21 protein-coding genes and 1 tRNA gene are annotated in these 22955 nt (G+C 40.8%); 11 read left to right on the plus strand and 11 right to left on the minus strand.

Annotated features, from left to right (window positions below; genetic code table 11):
* Window positions 1-5 precede the first annotated feature (5 nt).
* Window positions 6-1007 (minus strand): 2-hydroxyacid dehydrogenase, encoded by a 1002-nt coding sequence (locus TES1_RS04320; protein WP_042680559.1) that lies wholly within the window; start codon window positions 1005-1007, stop codon window positions 6-8.
* A gap of 103 nt (window positions 1008-1110) precedes the next feature.
* Between TES1_RS04320 and proS the strand changes: the two genes are divergently transcribed.
* The 3 genes from proS to TES1_RS04335 all read left to right on the plus strand — a co-directional run bounded on the left by proS (window position 1111) and on the right by TES1_RS04335 (window position 5443).
* Window positions 1111-2553: a proline--tRNA ligase gene (proS, locus tag TES1_RS04325; RefSeq protein ID WP_042680561.1), complete on the plus strand. Its 1443-nt coding sequence runs from the start codon at window positions 1111-1113 to the stop codon at window positions 2551-2553.
* Between the two features lie 36 nt (window positions 2554-2589).
* Entirely contained in the window at window positions 2590-4188 is a 1599-nt protein-coding gene (locus tag TES1_RS04330; protein WP_173391290.1) for a carbamoyltransferase family protein, read from the plus strand.
* A gap of 85 nt (window positions 4189-4273) precedes the next feature.
* On the plus strand, window positions 4274-5443 hold the full coding sequence (locus TES1_RS04335) for a pyridoxal phosphate-dependent aminotransferase (RefSeq protein ID WP_042680566.1): 1170 nt from the start codon (window positions 4274-4276) through the stop codon (window positions 5441-5443).
* A gap of 86 nt (window positions 5444-5529) precedes the next feature.
* Here the strand turns inward: TES1_RS04335 and TES1_RS04340 are convergent, their stop codons facing one another.
* On the minus strand, window positions 5530-6156 hold the full coding sequence (locus tag TES1_RS04340; RefSeq protein WP_042680569.1) for a metallophosphoesterase: 627 nt from the start codon (window positions 6154-6156) through the stop codon (window positions 5530-5532).
* An 86-nt stretch (window positions 6157-6242) separates the two neighbouring features.
* On the opposite strand from TES1_RS04340, the gene TES1_RS04345 reads away from it, so the two are divergent.
* A complete protein-coding gene (locus TES1_RS04345; protein ID WP_042680570.1) occupies window positions 6243-6578 on the plus strand; it encodes a hypothetical protein in 336 nt (111 codons plus the stop codon).
* 31 nt (window positions 6579-6609) lie between these two features.
* A complete protein-coding gene (locus TES1_RS04350; RefSeq protein ID WP_084340016.1) occupies window positions 6610-7701 on the plus strand; it encodes an SLC13 family permease in 1092 nt (363 codons plus the stop codon).
* A gap of 78 nt (window positions 7702-7779) precedes the next feature.
* Here TES1_RS04350 and TES1_RS04355 read toward each other — a convergent pair whose 3' ends face one another.
* Together TES1_RS04355 and TES1_RS04360 are read right to left on the minus strand one after the other, a co-directional pair.
* Window positions 7780-8970 carry a molybdopterin molybdotransferase MoeA gene (locus TES1_RS04355; protein WP_042680572.1) on the minus strand — a complete coding sequence of 397 codons (1191 nt, stop codon included), beginning with the start codon at window positions 8968-8970 and terminating at the stop codon, window positions 7780-7782.
* A gap of 42 nt (window positions 8971-9012) precedes the next feature.
* Window positions 9013-9522, minus strand: coding sequence for a MogA/MoaB family molybdenum cofactor biosynthesis protein (locus tag TES1_RS04360; protein ID WP_042680574.1), 510 nt, complete (start codon window positions 9520-9522; stop codon window positions 9013-9015).
* A 103-nt stretch (window positions 9523-9625) separates the two neighbouring features.
* On the opposite strand from TES1_RS04360, the gene TES1_RS04365 reads away from it, so the two are divergent.
* The 3 genes from TES1_RS04365 to TES1_RS04375 all read left to right on the plus strand — a co-directional run bounded on the left by TES1_RS04365 (window position 9626) and on the right by TES1_RS04375 (window position 14306).
* Window positions 9626-10378: a class I SAM-dependent methyltransferase gene (locus tag TES1_RS04365; protein WP_042680577.1), complete on the plus strand. Its 753-nt coding sequence runs from the start codon at window positions 9626-9628 to the stop codon at window positions 10376-10378.
* A gap of 152 nt (window positions 10379-10530) precedes the next feature.
* Window positions 10531-11631, plus strand: a complete 1101-nt coding sequence (locus tag TES1_RS04370; protein ID WP_265100810.1) for an MFS transporter — start codon at window positions 10531-10533, stop codon at window positions 11629-11631.
* A gap of 14 nt (window positions 11632-11645) precedes the next feature.
* The gene (locus TES1_RS04375) at window positions 11646-14306 is read left to right on the plus strand and encodes a valine--tRNA ligase (RefSeq protein ID WP_042680580.1); all 2661 of its coding nucleotides are present in this window, start codon (window positions 11646-11648) and stop codon (window positions 14304-14306) included.
* 111 nt (window positions 14307-14417) lie between these two features.
* On the opposite strand, the gene TES1_RS04380 is transcribed toward TES1_RS04375, so the two are convergent.
* On the minus strand, window positions 14418-15500 hold the full coding sequence (locus TES1_RS04380) for a transglutaminase-like domain-containing protein (RefSeq protein WP_042680582.1): 1083 nt from the start codon (window positions 15498-15500) through the stop codon (window positions 14418-14420).
* Between the two features lie 56 nt (window positions 15501-15556).
* Window positions 15557-16672 carry a tRNA (guanine(9)-/adenine(9)-N1)-methyltransferase gene (trm10, locus tag TES1_RS04385; RefSeq protein ID WP_042682703.1) on the minus strand — a complete coding sequence of 372 codons (1116 nt, stop codon included), beginning with the start codon at window positions 16670-16672 and terminating at the stop codon, window positions 15557-15559.
* Window positions 16673-16753: 81 nt separating this feature from the next.
* Between trm10 and TES1_RS04390 the strand changes: the two genes are divergently transcribed.
* Window positions 16754-17905 carry a DUF763 domain-containing protein gene (locus tag TES1_RS04390; protein ID WP_042682704.1) on the plus strand — a complete coding sequence of 384 codons (1152 nt, stop codon included), beginning with the start codon at window positions 16754-16756 and terminating at the stop codon, window positions 17903-17905.
* A gap of 74 nt (window positions 17906-17979) precedes the next feature.
* On the opposite strand, the gene TES1_RS04395 is transcribed toward TES1_RS04390, so the two are convergent.
* Together TES1_RS04395 and nikR are read right to left on the minus strand one after the other, a co-directional pair.
* Window positions 17980-18056: transfer RNA gene (locus tag TES1_RS04395), tRNA-Thr, on the minus strand.
* Window positions 18057-18098: 42 nt separating this feature from the next.
* On the minus strand, window positions 18099-18515 hold the full coding sequence (gene nikR / locus TES1_RS04400; protein ID WP_042680584.1) for a nickel-responsive transcriptional regulator NikR: 417 nt from the start codon (window positions 18513-18515) through the stop codon (window positions 18099-18101).
* A gap of 102 nt (window positions 18516-18617) precedes the next feature.
* Between nikR and TES1_RS04405 the strand changes: the two genes are divergently transcribed.
* Window positions 18618-20678, plus strand: a complete 2061-nt coding sequence (locus TES1_RS04405) for a hypothetical protein (protein ID WP_042680586.1) — start codon at window positions 18618-18620, stop codon at window positions 20676-20678.
* 9 nt (window positions 20679-20687) lie between these two features.
* Here the strand turns inward: TES1_RS04405 and TES1_RS04410 are convergent, their stop codons facing one another.
* On the minus strand, window positions 20688-21410 hold the full coding sequence (locus tag TES1_RS04410; protein ID WP_042680588.1) for an SDR family NAD(P)-dependent oxidoreductase: 723 nt from the start codon (window positions 21408-21410) through the stop codon (window positions 20688-20690).
* A gap of 92 nt (window positions 21411-21502) precedes the next feature.
* Here TES1_RS04410 and TES1_RS04415 point away from each other — a divergent pair, with 92 nt between their 5' ends.
* Window positions 21503-22048, plus strand: a complete 546-nt coding sequence (locus tag TES1_RS04415) for a YbhB/YbcL family Raf kinase inhibitor-like protein (RefSeq protein ID WP_042680590.1) — start codon at window positions 21503-21505, stop codon at window positions 22046-22048.
* Between the two features lie 18 nt (window positions 22049-22066).
* Here the strand turns inward: TES1_RS04415 and TES1_RS04420 are convergent, their stop codons facing one another.
* Both TES1_RS04420 and TES1_RS04425 read right to left on the minus strand, forming a co-directional pair.
* Window positions 22067-22318, minus strand: a complete 252-nt coding sequence (locus tag TES1_RS04420) for a PQ-loop repeat-containing protein (protein ID WP_042680592.1) — start codon at window positions 22316-22318, stop codon at window positions 22067-22069.
* Between the two features lie 120 nt (window positions 22319-22438).
* Window positions 22439-22921, minus strand: coding sequence for a hypothetical protein (locus tag TES1_RS04425; protein ID WP_042680594.1), 483 nt, complete (start codon window positions 22919-22921; stop codon window positions 22439-22441).
* Between the last annotated feature and the right edge of the window lie 34 nt (window positions 22922-22955).

Genomic DNA, 22955 nt, shown 5'->3' on the forward strand with positions numbered 1-22955 from the left:
TCACCTCACAGCATCTTTATGCTTTCAATTGGTCTAATTTTCAATACCTCCTTGTTTACTAAATCCTCTGGAACCTCCCCTCTGAGGATTTTAAGCAAGTTTTTAACCGTTTGAAATCCCATATCTTCCATTGATTCTTTAGAGAGGCCAGCGTAATGAGGTGTTAAAACTGTCTCCCACTCCATCTCAAATAGCTCACTCTCTTGGATAGGCTCATTTTCAAAGACATCTGTAGCGTAGCCCTTCAGCTTTCCCTCTTTGAGAGCTTTAATCACAGCTTTTTCGTCAACCAAAACGCCGCGACCAATGTTCACAAGATACTTGCCTTCCATGAGTTTGAGCCTCTTCTCGTTGATTATGTGGTATGTCTCTTTTGTCGCCGGAAGTGCCAGAACGATGATGTCGCTCTGCTTGAGAACTTCATCAAAAGGAAGATATTTGGCATTTACTTCCTTCTCTATGTCTTCTTTTCTGCTTCTTGACCAGTAGAGAATTTCAGTTCCCAAGGCTTTTGCTCTCCTTGCTATTGCTTTTCCAATTGCTCCCATGCCAAGAATTCCAACTTTTTTTCCATAAACGGTTTCGATATCTTTGAATCCACTCCAAACAACCCTATGGGATTCCCATTTTCCTTGTCTGATGAACTTATCGGAATATACTATCTTTCTGAGCAAAGCAATTATTAAGCCAATGGCAAATTCAGCAACGGCTTCACTTAAAACTCCACTTACCTTTGTGACATAGATGCCTTTTTTTGTTGCCGCATCTACATCAACATGGTCATATCCAGCGGAATGACAGCTTATTACTTTGAGCTTTTCAGCTTTCTCGATGATTTCAGCATCAATTTTGTTTAGGGGCGAGATCATAAGACCGTCATATTTGTGGATTATGCTTAAAAGCTCCTCCTTGCTTGGATATAAAATAACATCAGCATCACAGTATTTCCTAAGCTCCTCTAACGGTTTGCTCTTCATCTTAAATAATACGGCAACTTTTGGTCTCATGCTATCACCATTCAAATGTTTATCGAAACGAGCTAATAAATCTTTTTGATTTGAAGCGAAAAATTAAAAACTTCTTCTGAAGTTTTAAGGGGTAGGTGGTATTATGGTAGTTGAAAGAGAAAAATGGCAAAACAATTTCAGCGAGTGGTATAATGAGTTAATTGAAACAGCGGGAATACAAGATAAGAGATATCCAGTCAAGGGAATGAACATCTGGCTACCCTATGGATTAAAAATTATGAAGAACATAGAGAAGTTTATTCATGAGGAAATGGAGAGAACTGGTCACCAGGAAGTTTTATTCCCAGCCTTAATCCCTGAAACAGAATTCAAGAAAGAGGCGGAACACATAGCGGGGTTTGAAGGAGAGGTATTGTGGGTCACTCATGCAGGTCTTAATCCTCTTGACGTCAAACTAATCCTAAGACCAACAAGTGAAACTGCTATGTATCCAATGTTTGCACTTTGGATTCGCTCTCATGCAGATTTGCCCTTCAAGATATACCAAATCGTTAACGTTTATAGATACGAGACAAAGCATACAAGACCGCTGATTAGAGTTAGAGAGATTAGCAGATTCTTTGAGGCACATACAGCTCACGACAGCTTTGAAGATGCTGAAAGACAGATAAAGGAAGATTTGGAGATATTTGACAATTTAGCTAAGAAGCTTGCGTTGCCTTATATAATATCAAAGAGACCAGATTGGGATAAATTCCCCGGTGCTTACTACTCACTCGGTGCGGAGGTAATAATGCCCGACGGAAGAACCCTGCAGATAGGAACAATGCACAACTACAAGCAGAACTTTGCAAAGGCATACAACATAATGTATGAAAAAGAGGACGGAACTCACGATTATGTCCATCAGACAACATATGGAATGAGCGAGAGACTTTTAGCCGCTGTCATCGCTATCCACGGCGATGATAGAGGAATGGTACTCCCACCAACAATTGCACCAATTCAGGTTGTAATCGTGCCAATTCCAAAGAAGGACTCACCGTATGATGTCTTTGCCTATGCAAGAGAGATTGCTGAGGAGCTTAAGCTTGCTGGCATAAGGGTTCATGTTGATGAGAGGGACATAAGGCCAGGAAGGAAGTTCTATGACTGGGAGCTTAAGGGAGTTCCATTGAGAATTGAAGTTGGTCCAAAAGATGTTGAGGGACAAAAAGCTGTGTTTGCAAGAAGGGACACGTTAGAGAAATTCACAATTGAAAGAGCTGAACTCGTTGAAAAGGTCAGAGAGACACTTGATGCAATAATGGAGAACCTCTATGTAAGAGCTAAAGAATTCCTCGACAGCCACATTAAGAGAGTTGACACACTCGAAGAGGCAAAGAAAGTCTTCGAAGACAGAAGGGGAGTCGTTGAAATTCCCTGGTGCGGTGAAGAAAGCTGCGGACTTGAAATGGAAGAAATCCTCGATGCGAAGATGCTTGGAATTCCATATCCGGAAGAAACAGCCAAGATTGAAGGTAAAAAGTGTGCCCACTGTGGAAAAGAAGCAAAGTTCATCGCAAGATTTGCAAGAACTTATTGAATTTTCTTTCCTTTTCTATTCTCTTGGTGATTCATTATGATACTTGGAATTCACGATGGTCATGACGCTGGAGCAGTTCTAATTAAAGATAAAGAAATTTATGCAGTCAATGAAGAGAGGCTTAACCGAATTAAGCATTATCGTGGCTTTCCGGAGCTGAGCATAGCCAAAGTGCTAGAAATGGCAAAAGCAAATCCAGAGGAAGTTGAAATTATTGCAATTGCTGGTATCTTCAGAAAACGCTCCCGTCTTTTAGAGCTTGAAGAGAACTTAGCAAGGATTTTTGGAAGAGATTTCAAGAGAAAAGTTATCTATGTTGAACATCACTTAGCTCATGCTTCATCCGCTTACTTCACTTCCGGCTGGAGAGATGCAGTTGCTTTAAGCATTGACGCTGCTGGAGATGGCTTAAGCTCATCAGTTTACATTTGCAGGGATGGTGAGATAATTAGGATTGCCCAGAGCACGTATCTAGATTCTTTAGGGGATTTTTACGCATCAATTACAGAGCTCTTGGGATTCAAACCGATGAGACATGAAGGGAAAATTATGAGCTTGGCAGCTTATGGAAAGCCAAGCTATGATTTGTCTGCGATAATTGAGCTTAATGATTTAACCTTTGAAAATCATCTCAAAGTTGTTGGAATTGAAGCAACCAAAAAGCTTGCTGAATTTTTCAATTTTCCTTTTGAGAAAGCTAAAGAAGTTTCTGCAAATCTCAAGATGGGAAAACTCGACGGCAAACTGGAGAGAAAAGCAATTGAGATAGCAGCATCAGCCCAAAAACATCTGGAAAAGATTATTGATGAACTCGGACTTAGACTTACAAGCTATGGGCTGCCTTTGGCCTATGCTGGCGGTGTTGCGCAGAATGTTAAAGCAAACATGATTTTAAGAAAACACTTTCCGGATTTGTGGGTGTTTCCAGCGATGCATGATGGTGGTTTAGCCTTTGGAGCTGCTATCTTTGTCAAATCCCAGCTTGAAAGACTAGATGGTAGGTGGAAGCCATTTAAGCTGAAGCATGTTTATTTGGGACCTTCTTACTCTGAGAGCGAAATTGAGGAATTTTTGAAAAAAGAGGGAGTGAAATATGATGAAATCAGTGATGTTTCTGGTTTTGTTGCCGATTCTCTAATTGATGAAAAGATTGTGGCCTTTTTCCAAGGAAAAATGGAATTTGGACCAAGAGCTTTGGGCAACCGCTCTATTTTAGCTGATCCAAGAGATGAATCTGTGAAGAAAAAACTCAACTTAGCGTTGAAGAGAGATGTCTTTCAGCCATTTGCACCCACAATTTTAGAGGAAAGGATTAGGGATTATTTAGTTGATCCCTATCCCAACAAGTTCATGACAATGAGCTACTATGCCACAGAAGAATTTGCAAAGGAAGCACCAGCAGTTGTTCACGTTGATAGCACAACAAGGCCCCAAACCCTTGAAAAAGAAGATAACCCGAGGTACTACAACATAATTAAGCTCTTTGAAAAGCAGAGTGGAGTTGGTGCTGTGCTGAATACCTCATTTAATATGCATGGTGAGCCGATAGTTTGCTCACCTAGAGATGCCCTTAACAGCTTCAGAAAGGCAAAGCTTGATGTGTTAGTTTTGGAGAAGTTTGCTGTTTATTTGTAATTTTTCGACTCTATTTTCCTTAAATCGAATATTTTACAGCGGCAAAATTATAAATCTCAAAGCTGAGTTCATTTTGGTGATTCTCATGGCGCTAAGTGATGTATTGGAGCGTGTAAATCCTTCTGAAATTAGAAAACTTTTTGATTTGGCTCAGGGTATTGAGGGAATAATCTCATTAGGAATTGGAGAGCCGGATTTTGATACGCCAGAGCATATCAAGGAGTATGCAAAAGAAGCTTTGGACAAGGGACTAACACATTATAGCCCTAATGCTGGAATCTTAGAACTTAGAGAAGCGGTTTCTGAAAAGCTGAAGAGAGATAACGGTATTGATACAGACCCTAAAACGCAAATTATGATAACTGTCGGCGCTAATCAAACCTTACTGATGGGATTTGCAACATTTCTTAAGGATGGGGATGAAGTTTTAATCCCCTCACCGATGTTTGTCAGTTATGCTCCCGCTGTTATTCTAGCAGGGGGAAAGCCGGTTGAAGTCCCAACCTATGAAGAAGATGAATTCCGCTTGAATGTTGATGAGCTTAAAAAGTACATAACACCAAAGACAAAAGCGTTGATAATAAATACCCCAAATAATCCAACCGGATCAGTTTTAACTAAAAAAGACCTTGAAGAAATTGCAGACTTTGTAGTTGAGCATGATTTGATGATTCTAAGCGACGAAGTTTACGAATATTTTGTTTATGATGGTGTTAAGAACCACAGCATCGCTTCTCTTGATGGAATGTTTGAGAGGACTATCACAATAAATGGCTTCTCAAAGACTTTTGCAATGACTGGCTGGCGTTTAGGCTTTGTCGCTGCTCCAGAATGGGTTATTGAAAAGATGGTTAGGTTCCAGATGTACAACGCAACCTGCCCAGTAACATTTGTCCAATATGCAGCTGCTAAGGCTTTGAGGGACGAGAGGAGCTGGAAGGCCGTTGAGGAGATGCGCAAGGAATACGACAGAAGGAGACAGATGGTCTGGAAGCGCTTAAATGAGATGGGACTGCCAACAGTCAAGCCTAAGGGAGCGTTTTACATATTCCCACGCATAAAAGAGACTGGGCTAACGAGCAAAGAGTTCAGCGAGCTTATGATTAAGGAGGCAAAAGTTGTAGTAGTTCCGGGAAGTGCTTTTGGACGAGCCGGAGAGGGCTACATAAGGATCAGCTATGCAACAGCCTATGAGAAGCTTAAAGAGGCCATGGACAGAATGGAGAAAGTGCTGAAAGAAAGAAAGCTTGTGTGACTTTTGCATTCCTATTTTCAATTTTGCATCAAATTTTTGTAATGGCTGGATGCCTAACACTTGCTAAAGCTTCTCCAGCGTTATGTTTACTCTCCCCCTTTGTCTACATCAATCACAGCGTAATATCCTCTAAACAACGGACCTGGATTGACTATCAATGTCTTTCCAATTTCATCGACTCCCCTCGCTTCGTGAATGTGCCCGCAGATGACTAAAGGAGGCTGCTTCTCTTCTATGAATTTTCTCAAAGCTTTGCTTCCTACGTGAAGACCAGTGAATGTCCTATCAACTTTTGTTCCATAGGGTGGAACATGCATAAGCAAAATGTCTCCATCGCGATAGTTTCTGTTTAAGCTCTCCCAGATTTTATCTTCATGAAACTCCCAGATTGTTGAGAAAGGAGTTATGTTTGAACCACCAAAGCCTACAATCCCAATTCCATTAATTTCAATTCTTTTGTCATGAAGACTGATTCCAAGTTCTTCAAGCAAATCCAAAACATTTCTACCATCACAGTTGCCCATTACAGCGTATATTGGCTTTCTAAGCTCCAAAAAGTAGCTTAGACTCTTTTCTGCACTTTCTCTGCCTTTGAAATGCGTTATGTCACCAGCTATCAAAATGATATCAAACTCCTCTCCTTTAAGTCTCTCAGCCAACTGTTCTGCTTTGTTGGAATTTCCGTGGATGTCAGTTACTGCAATTATTCTCATCTAACCACCCCCATACTAATTTAGCAATCAATCCTTTAAGCGTTAGCCTTAAGTCTATGAAAAGTTTTTCATAAATTGGTGGGAGTATGGAAGAGTGGAAAGAACAGCTGAGAGAGGAAGGATACATAGAGATTGGGGACTTTTTCATCGAGCTGAGTATTGATATGGAGTGTCCCTGCAAAGATGACGAAGTCTATCCTGCAATAACCGTTTATGATAACAAAACTGAGAGCTGGTACTATATAGATGAGCCTTTCGAGCCAGTCAATAACTTCACTGAGGCGTGGGAACAGACAATAAAAGTTCTTGAGGATTATATAAACGGAAGAGAACCGAGGCTCAAAAGAAGTCCAAAGAAATTTGCACCTAGCGATGTAATTCAGAGGTTTGCTGAGGCTCTAAAAGAATTCAAGAACAAATGATTTAAATACCCTACTCTCTGAATCAGCGCCCATGAGACAAATGAGAAATCCAATTGCCAGAAAGTTTATGGAAGAGTGGCTTCTCACTCTAACACTTGTGGGATTGGTTATAACATCCCTTTACTTGGAGCGTTTTCCGTCATACAGCAAAAATGACTTTAAAGTTATCTTTACACTCTTTGTCTTTTTAGTTATCATTAGAGGTCTAGAAAGGAGTGGCTTTTTATACAGCATAGCGTCCAAAGTTGAAAAAGGACGACATTTATCTTTAAAGTTGATTTTCCTCACAGCTCTTCTATCAATGTTCATGACAAATGATGTTGCTCTATTAACGATTGTTCCACTAACATTGGCACTAAACGTGGAAAATAAAGGCATTTTGGTAATTCTAGAGACTATAACAGCCAATGGGGCTTCTTCACTCACCCCCTTCGGAAATCCACAAAATATCTTTATCTATTATCACTATCACGTTCATCCCTGGGAGTTCATTAGGACAATTGCACCTTTCACATTCGCCTCACTTATCTTTGTTTTATTTATCGCTTATACGAAGGCTAAAATTAGGGGCTATGGCAGAGAGATAGCAAACTTCGACAAAAAAGCTTACCACTACTTATTTTTCTTTGTACTATTTATTTTGGCCGTTTTGAGAGTGTTACCCCTTGAAGTTGGCATTCTACCAGTAATCTACTCCCTACTATTTGATATGAGGGCTTTGTTCATTGACTATTTCCTTTTGGCAACATTTCTAGCCTTCTTTGGTTTTACAGACAATCTTATGCACATCCTAAGCTTTAACCTTCAGAACTCCACTCAGGTTTTCCTATATTCATCTCTTGCAAGTCAAGTAATCAGCAATGTTCCTTCGGCTCTGCTCTTTGCTGACTTTACGAGCGACTGGAGAGCCCTGCTCTGGGGAGTTAGTGTTGGCGGCTACGGAACTTTAATCAGCTCTTTGGCAAATCTAATCTCCTATCGCCTCTACAGAGCCTACTGCAACGATTCGAAAAGCTATTTATTAAGATTCCACTTCTACAACTTCCTAGCTTTCCTAATGGGAATTTTAGTGTATTTTATATTTGTAATGAATCATTTGTCTATTCTCCAAATTTTGTCCTAATGTGTTGGAAATGAAAGGACAACATGAGGGGCAGAGACATTTAAGTCAGTGTAGAAGAAAAGTTGAAATAGAGTGGCTTTAATAAAGCACAACCTCCACTTCTTCCCCCTCCAGATATCCCTCGCTGTCCTCTGGAATTGTTATGTATCCATTGCTCTCCACTAAAGAGCTTATCAACCCACTTCCACTCTTCCTTATCGGCTTTGCTTTTCCATCCTCATACCAAACCTTGACAAACTCATACCTTCCCAAAGTTGATGAAACCCTTGCTGTTAGCTTTGCTTTGACCTTAATTGGCTCGAAGTTGGCCCCAACAAGCTTTGCGAGGGCATATTTGACGAAGAGGTGAAATTGGGCAAAAACTGCAACTGGATAGCCACTCATTACAAAAACCCTCTCGCCGTATCCTACAGGCCTTCCTGGCTTTATTGTGGTTCCGTGGAAGAGCAACTTAACAAAGCGATGAGCATAGTCCTTGTCTCCAAATGCACTACCGCCCGTGATCAAAACCAAATCGCACTCGTTCTTAGCTCTCTCAAGCTTTTCTTTGATAGTACTTTCATCATCTGGAACAACTCCGTAAAACACTGGCTCTCCGAAGTACTGCCTAACTAAGCCTTTTAACATTATTGAGTTGCTCTCTAAGATTTTACCCTCTGTCAGAGCTTTTTCATCGAGCTCTTCAATGAGCTCATCTCCCGTGACAATTATTCCTACTCTCGGCTTCCTCTTAACCTTCACTTTCTTTATCCCAACACTTTTTAAGAGAGACAAATCCTGAGGTCTAAGAATTTGTCCTTTTTTTAAGATAACTTGCCCTTTCTTTATGTCTTCACCTTTGAAGGCAACGTTCTGTCCTGGAGCAACAGGTCTTAACACATAAATTTTGTTTCCTTCTCTCTTCACATGTTCCTGCATAATGACGGCATTAGCACCTTTTGGCATTTTATTTCCTGTCATAAGCTTTACAGCCTTTCCTGATGTAACCTCTGCCTTGCTCTCCATCCCTGCAGTTATCTCATATATGACCTCTAATTCAACGGGGGCATATTCTCTAGCTTGGAAAGTGTCTTCAGCTCTTACAGCGTAGCCATCAACCGCTGAACGGTCGAAAGGTGGAGAATCTATCGGGCTTTTTACATCTTCAGCAAGAACTCTTCCAAGGGCTTCATCTAAGCTTACTTCTTCAACATCTGGGATTTCACTAATGTCATTAAGCATGAGCTGGAATGCTTCTTCGTAGGGTGTCAGCTTTTTAAACTCGCGCATTTGAATCACCGAATTACCTAATTAAGCAATTATGTAATTATATCATTCTCTTGCATGCTTCAGGATGTGATATGCTTCCTTCTTGATTATCTCAACCCCAGTTTTCACTGCATTCAAGCTACCTGGTAGGCAAAAGACCACTTTGCTCTCTTTATCCCTTATTATTCCAGCTGTTGTCCTTGTCAATACAGCAGCAGTTCCAACTTCCTCAAAGCTCTTGAGTCTGAAGATTTCACCAAAGCCCACAAGCTCCTTGTCGAATAGAAGTCTTATAGCTTCAATTGTAACATCTCTTCTTGTTATTCCAGTGCCGCCCGTTGTAATTACTACATCGGCCTTTTCAAGGGCCTCAAGTACCGCCCTGAGGATTGCCAGCTTTTCATCTGGAACAATCTTATAATAGGTATTCTCATTTCCTGCTTTCTTCAGTTCCTCAATTATGTAATAACCGCTCAAGTCTTCTTTTTTACCAGCACTTGCAGTATCGCTAACCGTTATAACAGCAAATTTAAACTTCTTAGGGGCTTTTGCTCTATGCTCTTCATGGGACATTTTTACACCACCATTTAACAATATGCAGAGAGGTTAATAACTTTTAGCCTTAGGTTTACCTCAAATTTATAAGAATTCCTTTTCACATTTCTTTGGTGATGCTATGTACGAGCTCTATACCGTTTTGGCTGAGTACTACGATGCGATTTACCGACGCAGGGTAGAGCGGGTTAAGGAGGAGATAGACTTCGTCGAGGAAATTTTCAAGAACGATGCAAAAAGAGAAATCAAGAAGATTCTTGACTTAGCTTGCGGAACTGGAATTCCAACGGTTGAGCTGGCAAGGAGGGGTTATGAAGTTACCGGTCTTGACCTTCATGAGGAGATGTTGACCGTTGCCAAGAAGAAAGCTGAGAGAGAAGGTCTTAACATTGAGTTCATCCATGGTGATGCTCTTGATATGGACTTTGAAAATGAATTCGATGCAGTGACGATGTTCTTTTCAAGCATCATGTACTTCGACGAAAATGCAATTAAAGAATTATTTAATTCTGTAATTAAAGCATTAGAGCCAGGAGGAGTATTTGTTGCAGATTTTCCGTGCTGGTATTATGGGAGGAGTGATAGGCCAATAGTATGGAATGCAGAAAAAGGTGAAGAAAGGCTAATAATAACAGATTGGCGTGAAGTTGAGCCAGCGACCCAAAAACTGCATTTTAAAAGGCTTGTTCAGATTATCAATCCGAATGGAGAGGTTAGAGCCTTTTTTGTCCATGATGTACTCAACATTTATACAGTCAGAGAGATGAAGCTTTTAGCTAAAGAGTACTTTGAAGACGTGAAGATATACGGCAATCTTAAGAGGTCGCTAAGTCCCAATGACCAAAGATACTGGCTCGTTGGAATAGCACCTTAAACTTTTTAAACTTCGAGTTCATCTTTATTCTTTGGTGGTGCCTATCGTCCATCGGAAGACAGGAGAGTGGTCCGAAATGTTCCCAGTTAGGAAAGCGCTACATAGCAACTGGATTACTGGGGTCTCTGGCTTCGTCGGTTCTTGGCCCGTATCTGAGTCTATGGCTTAAAGGCATTGGTCTGAGCTTTTCTGAGATAGGTTTAGCCCAGAGCGTTTCTGAGATTGCGCAGCTCCTCACTGACTTTCCGACTGGAGGAGTTGCCGACAGGCACGGTAGAGTCAAGACCTATGCTGCTGGAAGTTCCCTCTTTGGTGTTGGACTGCTTATCATAGGACTCACACAGAGCCTTTCGGCAGTTCTGGTGGGGGCTACACTTTCGGGTTTTGGCATGGCACTCGTAAGTGGAACGTTAGTTCCATGGCTCTACGATGCGTTAAACGACAGAAAGGCCGTCCAGCAAACTCTTGGAAAGTTAAAGGCAATCTCGGGACCAGTGAGATTCGCTGGAGGATTCATTGGCGGTTGCCTTGCCTCGGTCGCTCCAAATCTGCCCGTGCTAACCGCGGGGATGCTCTCGATAGCCTCTGCGATAATCGCTCTGTTTTTGCTGCCCGACAACTACGGCAACAGAAAAGCAAAATATGGGGAGCTGCTCAGAAGAGGGTTGAGGGAAATCAGAAAGAACAGGGCACTTCACTTACTGTTGGCTTCCTCTTTCTTTCTGAGCTTCACTGCGAGAGCATTCTTCACATTTTGGATGCTCCTGCTGGTTCAACGCGGTCTCCCCAGAGAATATCTTGGAGTGTTCTTCGCTTTACTGCTTCTCTCAACATCTGCAGGAGGTCTGATTGCCCAAAAGCTTGAACCAACATCGAAAACCGCGGCAATACTAACCGCCCTGCTTGGGGCAGAGATTGCCATGCTTGGCATCATTGAAAACTTGGCTATAAGCATTGCCCTGCTCTTTGCGCTTGAGGTAACTCTCGGTGCAAGGTTTCCTGTGGTAGCGGTGCTTAAGAACAACTTTATCCCGAAAGAAATCCGTTCAACAGTAACTTCAGCGATGAGCACTATCGGAAGCGGATTTACAGCTATAAGCAATGTGCTGGTCGGTGCCTTTGCTGAAAAACTGGGTCTTGGGAAAGCGTATTTTATCGCGGGATCTCTTGGAATGCTGGCGGCACTCCCCCTGCTAGGATTAACCTTTTTAAGTGTCCCTGATGAAAGAGGAAACATGCCTGAAAAAAGTTGATGGAGGTTGATAACATGCTACCGAAGAATTATAATCCCGAAGAAGTTGAAACCAAGTGGCAGAAGTTCTGGTTGGATGAAAAGATTTACAAGTATGAGCTTGATGAGAAAAAGCCACCATATGCAATTGATACACCACCACCATTTACAAGCGGAACTCTTCACTTAGGTCACGTGCTGAGTCACACATGGATTGATATCGTGGCGAGATATAAAAGGATGAGAGGTTACAATGTTCTCTTCCCACAAGGATTCGATAACCATGGACTCCCCACAGAGCTTAAGGTGGAGAAGGAGTTTGGAATCAGCAAGGATGAGCCAGAAAAGTTTCTGCAGAAGTGTATCGAGTGGACCTGGCAGGCTATTGAGGCAATGAGAAACCAGTTTATCAGAATTGGTTATTCCGCCGACTGGGATTTGGAGTATCACACTATGGATGACGAATACAAGGCTTTAGTGCAGAAATCTCTGCTTGAGTTCTACAAGAAAGGTATGCTTTATCAAGCAGAACACCCTGTATTCTGGTGTCCAAACTGTAGAACGTCCTTAGCTAAAGCTGAAGTAGGTTACGTGGAAGAGGACGGCTTCCTTTACTACATAAAGCTCCCATTGGCTGATGGCAGTGGATATATTCCAATAGCAACAACAAGACCAGAGCTTGTGCCAGCTTGTGTAGCTGTATTCGTGCATCCTGAAGATGAGAGATATAAGGATTTAGTCGGCAAGAAAGTAAGGCTCCCAATCTTTGAGAGAGAAGTTCCAATCTTAGCCGATGAGGATGTTGATCCAAGCTTTGGAACCGGTGCTGTTTATAATTGTACTTACGGTGATGAGCAAGATATAGTGTGGCAGAAGCGCTACAACTTGCCAGTGATTATTGCGATTGACGAATATGGAAGGATGACAGAAGTTGCCGGTAAATACAAGGGCATGAAGACAGAAGAAGCAAGAGAAGCAATTGCAAAGGACTTGGAAGAGATGGGCTTGCTATATAAGAAAGAAAAGATAAGGCACCGCGTTTTGAGGCACACAGAGAGAAGCTCATGTATGGCTCCAATCGAGTTATTACCCAAGAAGCAGTGGTTTATTAAGGTGAAGGAGTTCACAGAGGAGATCGTAGAGGTTGCGAGACAAATAAGGTGGTTCCCAGAGGACATGTTCCTAAGGCTTAAGGACTGGGCAGAGAGCATGGACTGGGACTGGGTTATCAGCAGACAGAGAGTATTTGGAACTCCAATTCCATTCTGGGTATGTAAGGACTGTGGACATATAATCCCGGCAAGAGAGGAAGACTTACCAGTTGACCCAAGATTTGACAAGCCACCTGTAGAGAAGTGTCCAAAGTGCGGCTCAACTAACTTAGAAGGAGTTAGAGACGTCCTCGACTGCTGGATTGATTCATCTATAACCCCACTCGTCATAACAAAGTGGACTAGGGATGAGAAGTGGTTCAAGCACAACTTCCCCACAGCATTGAGACCTCAGGGAACAGACATCATCAGAACATGGGCATTCTACACAATCTTCAGAACTTACATTCTCACTGGACAGAAACCATGGCATGACATCCTAATCAACGGAATGGTGGCTGGACCAGACGGAAGAAAGATGAGCAAGAGCTACGGGAATGTTGTCTCGCCGGAGGAAGTGATTCCAAAATACGGCGCTGATGCTTTAAGACTCTGGACAGCACTGGCTCCACCGGGAGAAGACCATCCGTTCAAGTGGGAAACTGTGGATTACAACTTCAGATTCCTGCAGAAGCTCTGGAACATCTTCCGCTTTGCGGAGAGACACATCAAGGATTTGGACTACAATGCAAACAAGAACATCAACCTAGAGCCTCTTGACAAGTGGATACTCTCAAGGCTTCACCGCTTAATCAAGTTTGCAACAAATGAGATGGAAATCTACCGCTTCAACTTGCTCACAAGGGAGCTTATGACGTTCATATGGCACGAGGTTGCAGATGATTACATTGAGATGATTAAACACAGGCTTTATGGAGATGACGAAGAGAGCAAGCTTAAAGCAAGAGTGGCATTGTATGAGTTGCTCTACAACATCCTCTTACTGCTCGCACCATTTGTGCCACATATAACAGAAGAGCTCTACCAAGAGGTATTCAAGGACAAAGTCGGGGCAAAGAGCATTCACCTCTTGGAGTGGCCTGCTTACAATGAAGCAAGGATTGATGAGGAAGCTGAAAAGCTCGGAGAGCTTGCGAGGGAAATTGTTGGTGCGATGAGGAGATACAAGAACTCCCACGGCTTGGCTTTGAATGCGAAGCTCAAGCATGTGGCAATTTATGCAGTAGACAGCTATGAAATGCTCAAGCTCATAGAGAAAGACATTGCTGGAACAATGAACATTGAGAAGCTTGAAATCATAAAGGGCGAGCCTGAGCTTGAGGAGAGGATAATTGAAATCAAACCGAACTTCAGAACAGTTGGCCCAAAATATGGAAAGCTCGTTCCAAAGATTGTTGCATACCTCAAGCAGAACGCTGAGGATGTGGCAAAGGCACTCAAAGAGAGCGGAAAGGTAGAGTTTGAAGTTGAAGGGCAGAAGATTGAGCTCAGCAAGGACGATATAGTGCTCAGAAAAGCTGTGTTCAGCGAGGGAGAAGAGGTAGAAACAGCAGTTGTGAAAGATGCCGTGATGGTGTTTTTCTGAACTTCCTTTATTTTTAATTTCCCTGAAAGATTACGCCCCCGTAAGTTACTTATGGTATTGTGGGTTATAGGGCGTTTAGAGGCCAACAAGAGGAGGTTTTGTTTATCCAACTTATTTGGTTAGATATATCTCAGCAACTAGATTCTTACTATCTTTTTTAGAAATTTTAAACCAAGATAATTTTTTGATGTTACCACATAACTCTGCTTCAATGCGGTTTTTAATGCTTCTTGCCATTGAATACAAGATAATCTCATCATCTTCACAGTAAATCACATAGTTTTTTAGTATGATTTTGAAATCTGGTTCTCTATGGGTTGTTTCTGCTTGATTAAGATTAAATTCCCTAGTTAAAAGTGCCTCTAATTTTTCTATACAGATTTCAATATTCTTATTCTGTTGAGGTTTCATCTCTTTAATAGTAGGTTTAGTTGAAATGACCCTATTTGAATTTCTTTCGAATTGTACAGAATACATGTTACATTTAGGAATGTATTTCCGTAGTAGAAGCTTGTTTTTAATTCTCTCCCACCAAAGAAGCCATTCCCAGTTTTCTATCCAGCTATCTAAACTCATGATAGGTAATCGCTGGTCGAGAACATAGTATTTGCCGTTTATCCTTACTGCTGTAGCAACATGGTTTGGAAGAGTAAGGAAGTAAACTTCTGGATATTTGTTAAGAAGCAATGCAGCTGTGAGTTTTGCATAATCTCTACAAACTGCCAAGTGATAGTCCAGGATTTCAGCAAGAGACAGATTTGGCTTGATAGTGTGCCAAACAAATTTAGCTAATTTTTTAAATTTCTCCTTACGAGTTATTTCTCGTTCTCGTGCTATATAACTATAATAATTGTAGGGTAGCATAAAACATACAAATCCAGCAAGAAAAATGCCTATAATTATGCTAATTAGTCCAAATGCCAGAAGTGTCTTCCTTGCGATTAAAGTTAGATACGGAACGTTAATCACGCTGAAGAGTATGACTAAAAATACAACTACCAAACTTACTAAGAATATTATCAACACATTGGAGACCCAATATCGTTCTTTCCAATATCTTATATTCTGTTCTTGCCATTCTAACAAATTTGTGAGCGTTTCTGCCTCGAAATTCCCCGCTAAGCGTTGATAAATCGCAGTCACGTATTGAACATCTTGAAGAGTCGGTAGAGACGTCTTAACTGACCTCTTCATGATATGTAGTGTATCCCACGAAATATTTTAACTTTCTCCTTAGGAATAGAAAGTTCTCAGCAGTTATAGCAAAGCAAAGCCGCTCTCTTCAGCAGAATAACTCTGTAGAGCTTCCCGTTGATAATTCTCGCTACCGCTATCTTATTGAGATGATGTATCCTCTTCCTCTCAAGGGCAACAAAGTTGAGTTCTCTTAAAACCTGTACGAAGTCCTCCCACCTTATGTTGAGCCATTTTGAATACTCATCAAAGAGTTCCTTTTCAACAACCAGATACTTTCTGCCGTCTATCAGATACCTCCGCTTGTGCTTTGGCAGTTCCTTTCTCAGTCTCCACCTTGCATGTAATGGCGACTGCACTGTAAGAATGGCTTCCTCCATGCTTTTGCCTTCTACGAGCATCTCAAAAAGAATTTTGAGTATGTGGTTGATTCTGTCAGGAACTCCGATTATATCTCCCCTCAGCGTGATTTTCCTTCTCCTGACTTTGATTCCCTCACTCTCAAGAGCTTCTCCAATCTTTGCAGTGGTTCCCTTCTTAGTACCGCCAGTATCAACAATCCCTCCAATGATGAAAGCTCTAACATCAAAGTCTCTCTCGCTTAAAACTTCCTCAGCTCTTGGATCAAGGAGAACAACTTCATCAATGCCCTTCTCCTTTAAGAACTCCCCAGTTGAACCTTCATAGGCAGTAATCTTCTCAAGGGGAAAGTGCGCCTTCTTCTTAAATTCCTCATTAACCCATGTTAATGCTAAAAGCTCGCTCCATAGATAATCCCTCAAAACACCGTAGCTTTGAGCGGCTTGAAGGGCAACTTTGTTCTTTTCCTTTTCTGTGTGCTTTTCCCAGTGCATGAGGTCGATTATGAAGTAGGGATAATCCTTTGGAAGCTTATCTCTCAGCTCTTCGGGAGAAATGATAACTTTAAACTTCTTTGCTATGCACAATGGAGCATAGGCGTATTTTGATCCATCTGTTCTTTTCCCGCTCAAGTCCCAAGCTATCGCTGTAGGTTCATCAACTTCGACTATAGCTCCCTTACCTTCAAGAACATCCAACGCTATATCTTGGAGCTTGTTCTTTGATTTTCTGTATCTCTTGGAGAGTATACCTATCTTGTCTATTCCCTTTTCTTTGAGCAGCTCTGCAAAGATTTCGCTAAGTTTTTTCATTGGCATCGGTTTGAGCATCGGCAGTGAATTTTTAAGGTTTTCTCTCAAAGCTTAATAACTTCAAAAGCAGATACATTAGTGATGAGAAGAGGAATTGCTGAACTTCCTCTCCACGGTGGTCATGTACCTCCTTGGCTAGCTGCACGTATGAAAAGGCTAGCAAGGTTAGTACTGATTCTTTTGGTTGATGAATACGGCACAAAGGGAGTTCTTGAGAGGTTAGCTGACCCGGTTTGGTTTCAAGCTTTGAACAATTTAATTGGAATGGATTGGGATTCATCAGGGAGCACTACTGTAACAACAGGCATACTAAAAGAAATCCTCTCAAAGGAAGAGTTCGGCATAAAAGCTGCTGGAGGTAAAGGTGCAAAGAGCAGGGAAACTCCAGCTCAATTGAGAGATATATGTGAGAAATATGAATTAAACAGCAGTGAATATGTCAGAATTTCCCGATTGGTTGCCAAAGTTGATACTGTAGCATTACAAACAGGTTATCAGCTCTACCATCACGTCTTTTTCATTGATGAGGAAGGAAATTGGGCAATTGTTCAGCAGGGAATGAATCCAAAGATCAAGCTTGCAAGAAGATATCACTGGTTTGACGCTGAAAGCTTTACGCTAGAGCCTCACAAAGGAATAAGCGGGATTAAGCTTGAGTATGCACTGAACACCGTTGATAAGAACGCAAGAGAATATCAAAGAACCCTGCTCGATCTTGTAAAGGAAGACCCAAGAAAGCTCGAGAGAGAGCTAAGAACAATTACAGCAGTTGCAAAGGGCTACAAGCCATTAATTGTTTACAAACCCTACGAGAAGTTAAACCTCTTTGATACAGTTACGAGATACAAAAGTCTAGGGCAGATTGAATTAAATCAAAGGGCTTTGGAGCTTGCGAGAGAGCTCGATATTAAGAATTATGATGAGCTCTTACTCCTCAAAGGACTTGGCCCAAGCACACTAAGGGCTTTGTCCCTTGTATTGGAGCTTGTTTACGATGTTCATCCTTCATGGAGAGACCCAGTTACTCACCCACCTGATCCCTTCAAGTTTGCCTATGCCGTCGGTGGAAAAGATAGAGTACCTTTTCCAATTGACAAGCCCACCTACGACGAGCTGATTTCTTTCCTTGAAAAGCTCGTTGAAAAGAATCCGCAGGAGAGGCAGATAGTCAAGGCTGTCACAAAGATAACCAGAAACTGGAAGCCGCCTGAGGAGGATAAGGTGCCAACATGATTTGAACTCTAAACTGATATCTTGAAATATTGTTTTGGTTAAAAAAGCTGTCTTTTAGAAGAAAAAGTTTGTAATGGAGCCGGGACCGGGATTTGAACCCGGGACCTGGGGATTACGAGTCCCCCGCCCTACCGAGCTAGGCTACCCCGGCACTCAAGAAAAGATGATAGGGAGTGAATTTATAAGCTTTTCCTTAAACGAGTTCTTTTCCAGTAGTAGTCATAACAAGTTTCCCATGTTTAACTCCCTTGAGGCTGATAAGTCTCTCAGCAATCTTCTTTATTCTGCTTGCTTTTCCTTTAACAACAACGACTTCAAGACAGTTGTGCTCATCCATGTGGACATGCAAACTTGAGACAATTTCATTAATGTAATCATGTTGCAAATCCAAGAGCTCCTTGACAACCTCAGCCTCATCGTGATTGTAAACTATTGTAATTGTTCCAGCGACATCTTCATCACCAACTTCCCACTCATACCTAACAATGAAGTCTCTAATTAAATCTCTAATAGCTTCACTTCTGTTTGTGTATCCTTTCTCCTCTATAATTTTGTCAAACTTTGTGAGCAGGTCTTGTGGAATAGAAACTCCAAAGCGCACTATCTTCATAGCATCACCTAGAAATAGCTCACCTTCGGGATATTTAAAGATATTTCAGAATTCAGAAAAGTTGATAAAGTAACACACCCATTTTACAAATAGGGAAATGTTATGCAAATTGACTTGCGCAAGCTTGCCTTAATTCTTGTGCTATTATACCTTGTAGGTTTAGTAATCATATTGCATCCTCATCAAGTTAAAAAAAGTGTCCTTCCAACTAAATCATATTCCCCAGAGGATGATTATGAATACATAGCTGAGCATCTTGGATTTCTAAATGATGGAAAGATTGATGAAAAAGAACTGAAAATCGTAGAGCAGATCTATTCCCTTTACAAGTATAGAACAACATTATTTGAAGAGGTTTACATTACTAATCCTGAAAAGTTCGCAAATCTCAGTCAAGAAGCTATTCAGACCCTTAATATTGTTCCGCTAGCCTTAAGAGATGACATGGTTAGATTCCTGTTCTCAGATGCTCCTTATACCTTGGAAGAATTTTCCCAAAAGGTGGAACTATTCAAGACTCAGGTAAATGAATTTGTTAGCATTTATCTAACTCTCCCCCCGCATATTCGTGTTGGTATTGAGAACTCTCGCCAGATTTATCAAGTAAAAACTTTAACTGACTATATCCAACTTGTGAAGGAGCTTAGAATGGCACTTTCAGGATTACCCCCAGATGTTATTGACGCGATTGATAATATGCAGGGGCTTTTTGGAGGATTTGAACCAAGTGAAATATCTGAGTTTGTCTCCGGATTAAGGCAAATTAAGTCAGAGATTTTTATAAACACAACTTATAGGGAGTGGTTTATTAAAAATGCTCATAATTTCGAGATAGCAGAGATTTATAAAACGTGGACAGAATTCAAAACAGAACATGAAAATGACAAAAAACCGCCAGAGATGACGGGAAAAGTGGAGAGCCTACCTTCTGGATTAATTGAAGTCTCATTAGGCATTGAGGATAATGCAAATCCTCCAAAGAAGGTTAGAATACTCATAAATGGAAAAGAAAAAATTGAAATTTTAATGAGTACAGAATCCCTAAGATACGCAGATGTACTCCAGTTCTATGAAGATTGGGGGAATTATACAATAACAGTAGAGGCATATGATGCAAAAGGAAATAAAAACTCAGTGGATGTAATTCTTGGTCACTACCCATTAGTATTTCCAATTTATTTTAATGGGAAGGCTCCTTATGATTTCCAGAATGCAAAGCTTTATAACAAAAGCGAAATCGAGTATATGTGGAGGAAAGCTGCTCACTACAAACCTCTCCAAGTTTTTGAAGCAGTTTACCCTGACCTGGGTTTCATTCGTTACCATAAAATAAAGCTTGATGGTGCAATGGAATTTTTCTACAATGATACAAAACGTAAGCTTTTAAATTATTACAAGAAGCCCGTACCTTTTTATTCCATGACTCCTCTCCATATTGCATATTTTGTCAATGTTTACGTTCATTCCTTTAATACCCCAATAATAGGAACTCTTGAATCAGGAATATGTGGTTATGACGGTGAAACAGAAGTTATTCTAATGAACAACCTATTCATGGATTTTAATCTCAATGCATGGGCAATACAAATTCCAGCAAGCTTAAGCGGAGGAAAGCTTGACCATTCGGAAGTGGTAGTAATCTGGAAAGTCCCGCTATTAATTGGAAGTAGTTACAAGGCACTTTATGTTCTCGGTCTTGACCCATATCCCAAAGTCCCAGAACATATATATCCCTTCGAATCCGATTGGCCTAAAAAGTATTCCAGAGAGACTGTTGAGCTTATGACATTGGGACTTATTCCCTATAGACCAGATAAATTTGCTCTGAGGGAATTCTACAAACGCTTTGGTATAAGAGTTACACCTGCATATCCTCTCAAAGACCTATCAAGAGAATTCATAACAGGCTATGAGTTTTTTGCCTCTTACATAAACTTTCAGATAAGTGAAGCATATATGCAAAAACTCCTTAAAATGATTAAAAACGGCGATCTAAGGATTCTCGATGAACTGAATAAGCTTGAAGCAGCTAGAGAGTTATGGTATCGCTTAGATGGGCACAACCTCTACTATGGTCCGAAATATTCTCCAGATTACATTTACATTGATAGCGAAGGAAACTTCTACTATGTTCACAAGAACCGTTCCAAAGCTTTCCCATAGTTTGTTTTCTCAGTCCATCAATCTTCCACCATTCACATCTATCAGCTCTCCAGTTATGTGGTCATTCTCCAAGAGAAAAATCACTGCATGGGCGACATCCTCTGGCTTTGCTATTTCCCCAGTAAGAGAAAGCTTTCTCAGCTTCTCCTTGATTTCTGGAGTTATAAGCTCTGTATCAACTGGGCCCGGAGCAACGGCATTTACCAAAATATCTGGAGCTAGATGCCTTGCTAAATTGAATGTCAAAGCGATGAGCCCTCCTTTTGATGCAGCATAGTGAGCACCAACGGTTCCACCGTCCTTTCCAGCAATTGATGCTATGTTGACTATCTTTCCTTTTTTCATGTACTTCAGAACTTCCTGAGTTACAATGAAAGCGCCTTTTAGATTTACATCCAAGACTCTGTCCCATTCCTCATCAGTTATCTCCATGGGCTTCATTGCCTTCCCGAGGATTCCTGCATTGTTAATTAGAATATCTATTCTGCCAAACTTCTCAATTATCTTCTCAACCATAGCCTTAACTTCCTCTCTTTTGCTCACATCAGCTTTTACTACAAGAGTGTCAACACCATAGGCTTTGCAGAGTTCTTCAGTTTTTCTTGCCTCCTCTTCGTTATGACCATAGTTTATAACTACATTCGCTCCCTTCTGAGCTAAAGCAACTGCAATTGCTCTTCCAATTCCTCTTGAAGCTCCGGTAACTAGGGCAACTTTCGCTCTCAACTCCATGCTATCACCCTTTAAAATTTGCAGTGCTGAGATTAAAAACCCTTGCCCAATACCCGAAAATATTTTTACGTTTTAAACGCAAACAGAATAATATGGAGAAACTGCTAATTGGTTTTGTGATATTCGTTCTTTTGGCATCTGGATGCCTTCAGAAAGAGGAGGAGAAAGAAATGAGCTTGAAGGTTACTTCTGTCTTTGGTGAGAATGAATTTATACCAAGCAAATACACCTGTGAGGGCTTAGACATTAACCCACCTCTAAAGATTGAAGGGCTTAGCGAAAAAGCTGTTAGCATAGCGATAATTGTAGATGATCCTGACGCTCCGGTAGGAACTTTTGTGCACTGGGTTGCATGGAACATTCCTCCAGCGAAGGAAATACCCGAAGGAATACCTAAGAAAGAGACTGTTGAATTACCAATTCACGTTGTTCAAGGGAAAAATGACTTTGGAAGGATAGGATACAACGGACCGTGCCCGCCTAGAGGACATGGAATTCACCATTATCATTTCAAAGTTTATGTGCTTGATACAGAGCTTAACTTAAAACCAGGGGCTACAAAAAAGGATTTAGAGAAGGCAATGAAAGGGCATATTATCCAATATGGAGAATTGATTGGATTATATGAGAGAAAATAAAAGACAAGTTGAAAGTAGCTATCCATATCTAACTTTCACATAGAGATTAACAGCGCTCTGAAAAGCGGCAAGAGCGTTTAATACCAAAAATATCCAGTCTCCAATAATATACGAATAAATAGTCAGTAAGCTTGAAGCAGTCACATATATCAAAATAAACCTAAAGTTCAGGGGACAGTACTTTGTTTTTATAGTTTCAATGGTCTGAGGAACCCATGAACTTACCAAGAGCAACATTCCAATTAATCCTATTACTTCTCCACCACTCATTATTCTCACCTCACCTTATTTTTAAAGCCGCATAAACTTTTGAGAAAAGATAAAAAAGCATTGTGAATTAAATTTAGTCAAAGAAAATGGTTTAAAAAACAAAAATTAACAGAATCGTGTTTAATCTTCTCTCCTCTGATTGAGCTCTGCAGCTAGTCTTGAAGTAGCCCATGTCTTAACATCATCATCAAGGATATTATTGATTATTTCTAGAGCTTCTGGGATTTTCCCTTTCTTTGCAAGTGTTATAGCAACTTCTGCTTGAATTTTAGACCTGTTTGAGACATCTTTAATCATTGAAGCAATTTTAAGTGTTTCGTCAATCAAACCAAGGTTCAGGAATTCAAAGGCAAGGCTCATGAGTGCTTTTGTTATAGCCTCATCTTTTCCCATTTCAAAAATGGCATCGAGAGTTTTCTTTAGGATTTCATGATAATCCTCTCCAAGCCTAGCCATTTCAATAGCTATTTTTGAAAAAGCTTTTGCTTTTATTCCCTTGTCGGGAATTGTCTCAGCAACTTGAATTGCAGTTTTGAAATTGCGATTGCCTATGAGCTTTGAAATAGCCTCATATAAAGCTCTTGATTGGTACCATTCTTGCATCAATAACACCAAACTGAAATTTCACTTTTAATAG

Source organism: Thermococcus paralvinellae (genome assembly GCF_000517445.1).
Taxonomy (GTDB): domain Archaea; phylum Methanobacteriota_B; class Thermococci; order Thermococcales; family Thermococcaceae; genus Thermococcus_B; species Thermococcus_B paralvinellae.